This is a genomic window from Mesorhizobium sp. M1143, assembly GCF_040318435.1.
GTDB lineage: Bacteria > Pseudomonadota > Alphaproteobacteria > Rhizobiales > Rhizobiaceae > Mesorhizobium.
Window position 1 is genome coordinate 1 of the sequence record NZ_JAMYMJ010000105.1, and the last position, 5,840, is coordinate 5,840.

The following is a 5,840-nucleotide window of genomic DNA, read 5'->3' on the forward strand; positions in this document are numbered from 1 at the left end:
ATACGAGCCTGAGTGATCAGATTCTGCTCTAGCGCGCATCAGATTGAGCAAGGTCAGGCTGTTAATCACCCGATGCCCTTGACCTAAGCGACCACTCCACGAGGAATGCGTTCGCAGCTGTTGGAGGCGATAGCTGTTTGCCGGCAAACCGAGCGCACCAGCCGGTATTTTACGCGCACATGAAATCAATCGCGATAGCTGAATTCTCCTGTTTGGTGCCAGGGACGACGGCAGGCGCGGACAGCTTCCGTGCTGCTGTCCTGCAGCGGCAAATGTGCTGCATGCCCCCATCCAAGGCGAGCTCGACGTTTGCTTCTTACGTTGACCAAGGTCCCGCGAAAACACTCCCCTTTCCGCAGCAACTCATCACGTTCAACCGCCTGGCGGCAGGCCATCATGCCAGACGAGAGCAACGGCATCGTTTTTCCCGCCCGAGTACGATCTCGTTTTCCAGCGCCTCGCGAATGTCGCCACTCGCCGTTTTTTGATCAGGTCCGTCTTCGCGCGCGAGCAGGCTCCGCGGCCGACTTAGATACGCTGCTCACGCCTCTCCCCTTCAGCACCGCCCCGGTCTGACTTTGAGGAGAGCGACCCGCTGGAGCTACCAACATCTCAATTCTGACCGTCAGTGCAGCGGCCTTCGGAGCGCATCCTGTACCCCTTCCCCAGCAGCGCGCCGAATCGTCTTCCAGATGAAGAAGATATTCTCAGCCGTGCTCGCGTCGCCTTCAGCCCTGTCCGATGGCCCACAATGTCGGATGCACGACATGTCAGACTGACTTGTCCACATGCCTCGAATGTTTTCTGGTCTGGCACGGTGCATGCGTGGTCATCCGCAAGGCCTCGCGGATCAAGGAAAATCCCTCCAATGACCACCTCCCCAAGAACACGGCCGCCGGTCTCCTGGGCTCATCCCAAGATGAGGCTCGAGTGAGCCCTGGCCCCATGATTCATCTGGCTCGGCGCTGCCCGCCGATCCTCCCACGGGGATCGAAGACGCAGCCCGTTCATGAAAATGAGGAACAAATCACTGCCTCGAAACTTGCCTTTCCAACCGGAGCCATCGATCACCCCCTGGCTGCGCAAGCCGTTCACTGCCACCGCCCTGGCCTGGCGACGACCGCTCCGGCTCTGGCCGCCACCGACGGCGGCAAGATTTCCTGCTCAATGATGGCATGGAACGGTCGACATGACCCCGCGCAAATCGTCACTCACATGATCTGGCACAAGGTCCGCAGCGCCGACGAGCCACCGGGCAAAACGGAACTTGCCCCTTCCCTCGAGCGTCTGATCTTCAGGGCGACGCCCAACCGCCCCGACAGCGAGTTCGACGGAGCCGTCTCAGTCAGCGGCTACAATACCGCCCTCACCGCCTATAAATCGCTTTGGGCGAGATGATGGGCTTCGAGGCCGATCGCATGTTCAACCTCATTCTCAACGACGATGATATCGAGACCGACGAAACGTGATCCTGGAGGAGCGCCGTTGGCGCAGAGAGACGGACCCTCAGGTCTGGTGGACGAGGAGGTCAACGCGACGTTGCGGCCGAATCAGCCCTACCGCATTCCGGTGAACGGCTGGACGCAGGAGATGGAGAAGCTGAACGGCACCGATCGGTTCACGATGTGCAACGAATACCGCCGACCGAACAACGCCGTGCTGGTGGTGGCCGGCGACGCAGAGCCTGAGACGGTGAAGGCGCTGGCCGCGAAGACCTATGGCAAGGTTGCGCGCGGGCCGGACCTGCCACCGCGCAACCGACCGGTCGAGCCCGACTAGTAGAACCGCTAGGCGTCTTGTAGCGTATTCTCCCTCCCACTTGGGTACCGTGGTCTGCTAGCTGTATGGCCGAGGCCCTATAAGGAACCTTTACGTCCGGAATACACACCGCACCTGCTATGGACACCTGCCGCGTTGAGGAGGAATCGGATATTGCCCCTGTGCCTGCCGATGATCCGTCACCTGCGATCCCCTGACCTGTTTGGACCCATCGATCGCCTGCCGGCACTTGGCACGCGGATGGGCGAGCGGACATTCGAGGTCCTCAACCCGTCGACCGGCGAAGTGCTGGCAGAACTACCTGACATGGGAGTCGAAGAGACATGCGCTGGAATCGAGAAGGCCTATGTCGCGCAGCCTGGATGGGCAGGGTTTACCGCCCGTGAGCGCAGCGATGTTCTATGGCGATGGCATCAGTTGATCATCGACCACGCCGACGATCTCGCTGCAATTCTCACCGCGGAGATGGGCAAGCCGCTTGCGGAAGCCAAGTCGGAGATATCGCATGCTGCGGCGTATCTGCAATGGTACGCCGAGGAGGCAAATCGCGTCTATGGCGAGACGATCTCCGCACCATCGGCCGACCGCCGAATGCTGGTGATCAAGCAGCCCATCGGGGTCGTGGGCACGATAACACCATGGAATTTCCCGGTGTCGATGGTGGCGCGCAAAATCTCGCCAGCCTTGGCGGCGGGCTGCACGATCGTCCTCAAGCCCGCTGAACAGACGCCGCTGGTGGCTGGAGCAATGTTCGCCCTCGCCCATCAGGCAGGCTTTCCCGAAGGCGTCGTCAACCTGATCTACGCATCCGAAGGTGACGCGGTCGGCCGCGAACTTTGCACAAATCCCAAGGTCCGCAAGATCAGCTTCACCGGGTCTACTGAGATCGGGCGCCTACTCATGCGCCAGTGCTCGGCCCAGATCAAAAAAGTCACCCTAGAGCTCGGCGGCAATGCACCTTTCATCGTCTTCGATGACGCGGATATCGATGCCGCGGTGGACGGTGCCATCCAGGCGAAGTACCGCAATGCCGGCCAGACCTGCGTTTCAGCGAACCGCCTTTACCTCCAGTCGGGCGTTCACGACGAGTTCGTCGAGAAATTCGTTGCACGGGCTCGCCAACTTCAAGTTGGTGACGGTTTCGCGCTCGGAGTGGACATAGGACCCCTCATCGACAAGAAGGCTTTGGCCAAGATTGAATCCCATATTGCCGATGCCGTAGCTAAAGGCGGCGCGATTCGATGCGGGGGCAAACGCATCGGCACGAATGGCACGTTTTTCCAACCAACGGTCCTGACCGGTGTCACCAGCGAGATGACCGTCGCGCGCGAAGAGACATTCGGGCCGCTCGCACCGATTATTCACTTCAAAGATGCGGATCAGGTCGTGCGTGATGCCAATGAAACGATCTACGGCCTCGCGGCCTATTTTTATGCGTCCAACCTGAAGCGTGTCTGGCGTGTCGCCGAGGCCTTGGAATATGGAATGGTCGGGGTAAATACCGGCCGGATGTCTTCGGAAGCGGCGCCGTTCGGTGGGATAAAACAGTCCGGCATCGGGCGGGAGGGATCCCGCCATGGGCTCGAGGATTACCTCGAAATGAAATATCTCTGCATGGGCGGCATCTGAAGCATCGGCTTGCAAGGTTCACAGACGGGGTAACCTAGCGAGCGATCTCCAAATATGTGAATTGTAGGATCGATTGGGAACTGAGGGGGGGCTCCGTACCCGAGCAACACGCAATCCTGAGGAGCGCCTCTCGACGAGACAAGCGTCTGCATGTCGGCGAAGACGGCGCGCAATCTACGGTGGATACGTTTGCGATTTAGCGGCCCTCGCCGACTATCTACAGGCGACGGGCTGTCGTTGCGCAGGTATGGTTGGAAGCTTGTGCACCATAGCTATCGTGAACGCTGGTTGTGGCAATATCCGTTTTCGTGGGCAGAATTCGACCTGCCATATTCAGATTGTCAGTAGCTCAGTTGTTCTTCGGCCGACGGCCGCGCCGGTACAGGCTCGGACAGAACCGAAGATACCATCAGGCAGGCATTCGCATTGGTGATCGGCGCACGATCCAAGGCGCCAGTTTGACCAAGCGGGTCGAATCGCATGACAGCCTTGACCGGCTGGAGGACGGAATGCCGATGCCGCAGAGGTTGTCAGCGCAGTCGAGCCCACACGGCATTGCGGCACGAACAGCAAGGGCTGGGAAGCGATCGGCCGGCCGGTCCTCCAAGGCGCAGGTCAGGTTGTCGACGATGCGTTGGTTCAGGTCCGCCAATCTGGTACCCTTTGATAGCGGCTTCGGTCGCCAGTGACAGCGAGTAAAGATGTTTGGCATCATCGGCTTTGATTCCGCGCAAATCTGGTCGAGATTGGGACAGCTCACTGGTGCACCTTCGGGCTCATAGTGCTTCCTCCTCATCGAGATGAGGATTGCCGGACTTGGCGTAGAACACCAACACGGGTCTGAGATCAAAGCGCGTCCCGGGTGCAAGGCGCTGGACGGACCGGGGCCATGTTTCGGTTGAGACGCCATCGATGCCTCGCGCCAGCGTTCTGGCGAACCGGGGCATTAACGGAGCGACTGTCGGTGCCATGATCGCAGCGGCCGCTGTCTGAAGAGCTAGCGAAGTCCGATTGCGGGCGGGATAGAAACGTCGCGCCGCCGCATAGTTTCGCGCCCGACGGTACATCACGCAATCCCGCACGAATTCGCAGACCCGAGTGGCCGCGCGCCGCACCGAGAAGCCTTCGTCCGAATATGCCCGCTCCATCGCCGCGCGATAGATCTCTATTCGAGCAAAGAAGGCGCGGTCGACTGGGCTCCAGTCGCCTGCATCGGGTACACGGCCGGCAAAATCCTGCTTGATTTCCTGGTCCAACGCATCAAGCCAGTTCAGCCAAATCCCTTGGAAGACCTCCTTCTCGGTGCGGCGCAGCCCGTCCAGCGTGAAATCCGTCCGCTCCCCTTCCGGGCGTGTCAGGCCCAAATGGAGGCGCACGACGTCGACTGTCTTTGGGCTCAGAACGTCCTTGCCCCAGACCGCGTGGCGGCAGCTGGTTGAAAACTTCTTGCCGTCGAGGAGGTAGAACTCGTTGACGTGATAGTGGATGCGCGGCGTCCAGTGGGAGAAGACCTCGGCGTAAAGAGCGGGGTAGAGTAGCGCGTGGAAGAACGAATTGTCGAAGCCGAAGAAATGGACAATCTGCCAATCGCTGCCGGGCACCTCCGCCTTCCAGTCGCGACCCAGCGAGCGGCCGAGCGCCTGGATGTTGTAAAGAAAACCGAAAGCCATCTCCGGCCAGACCCAGATCACTTGCCCCGGGAACCCTTCGGCCGGGAGGCCCCAGTCCGAGGGGTGGATAATGGGGACTGAAAATTCGCCGCGTTGGCGTAGGCGCGCGAAGAGATCCAAGATGCGTAGCGGAACGCCTGATGCCCTTAGATGCCGGTCGATATTGTCGTAGCAGCGGTCCAGGGCAAGTTCCGGACGGCGGAGGGAGCCGACCAGCGGCGCTTCGGCAGACTGCCGTGACCGCGCTGCACCCAGGTCGTGGCAAAGGTTTGGGGCGCCGCATTCCTCGCAGATGTTGCCGGCGGCGGAGCCGCCGCAATCGGGACAGAGGCCTCTAACATCCGGCTCATAAAGATATTGGCCTGTCACAGCATCGAAAAGCGCAGGGCTCTGGCGCAGATCTACCGCCGTGCTGCTCAGAAGAGTTCGGAAACACGCAGCTTGAAATTCGCGGTAACCGTCATCGCCCATTGTGGCTTGGAAGCTGTGGACGTCACAATCGAGAAGTGAAAGCGTGGCGCGAATCTCATCGGAGTAGTAGCGCGCCACGTTTGCAGGCGTCCATTGATCGGTAGCGGCGCGTGTCGCGACGTAGCTCTGGTAATCGTCGCTTCCGGTCAGGTGATACGCCTCGACTCCTTTCATGCGCAGGAAACGGGTATAGACGTCGGCGCCGAAATAGGGGCCAGAAAGATGCCCCAGATGCAGATCGCCATTTGGCGTTGGCGGCGCGGAGAAGACGAAGGTCGGCCCGCTTGGAGC

General features: G+C 60.3%; 4 protein-coding genes. 3 read left to right on the top strand and 1 reads right to left on the bottom strand.

The window, feature by feature from the left end; translation table 11 throughout:
• Nucleotides 1–825: 825 nt before the first annotated feature.
• The 3 genes from NKH35_RS30540 (at nucleotide 826) to NKH35_RS30550 (ending at nucleotide 3,408) form a co-directional block, all read left to right on the top strand.
• Nucleotides 826–1,398 carry a hypothetical protein gene (locus NKH35_RS30540; RefSeq protein WP_352917413.1) on the top strand — a complete coding sequence of 191 codons (573 nt, stop codon included), beginning with the start codon at nucleotides 826–828 and terminating at the stop codon, nucleotides 1,396–1,398.
• 87 nt (nucleotides 1,399–1,485) lie between these two features.
• Nucleotides 1,486–1,779, top strand: coding sequence for an insulinase family protein (locus NKH35_RS30545; RefSeq protein ID WP_245264066.1), 294 nt, complete (start codon nucleotides 1,486–1,488; stop codon nucleotides 1,777–1,779).
• A gap of 171 nt (nucleotides 1,780–1,950) precedes the next feature.
• Complete coding sequence (locus tag NKH35_RS30550; RefSeq protein WP_502907016.1) at nucleotides 1,951–3,408, top strand: NAD-dependent succinate-semialdehyde dehydrogenase; 1,458 nt, start codon at nucleotides 1,951–1,953, stop codon at nucleotides 3,406–3,408.
• Between the two features lie 776 nt (nucleotides 3,409–4,184).
• Here NKH35_RS30550 and NKH35_RS30555 read toward each other — a convergent pair.
• Nucleotides 4,185–5,840, bottom strand: a 1,656-nt coding sequence (locus tag NKH35_RS30555) for a class I tRNA ligase family protein (RefSeq protein ID WP_352917418.1), incomplete at its 5' end; no start/stop codon positions are given.

Bases quoted from the DNA above. Each gene is read 5' to 3' on its own strand.
- NKH35_RS30550 (WP_502907016.1), top strand. From the start codon at position 1,951: ATGATCCGTCACCTGCGATCCCCTGACCTGTTTGGACCCATCGATCGC.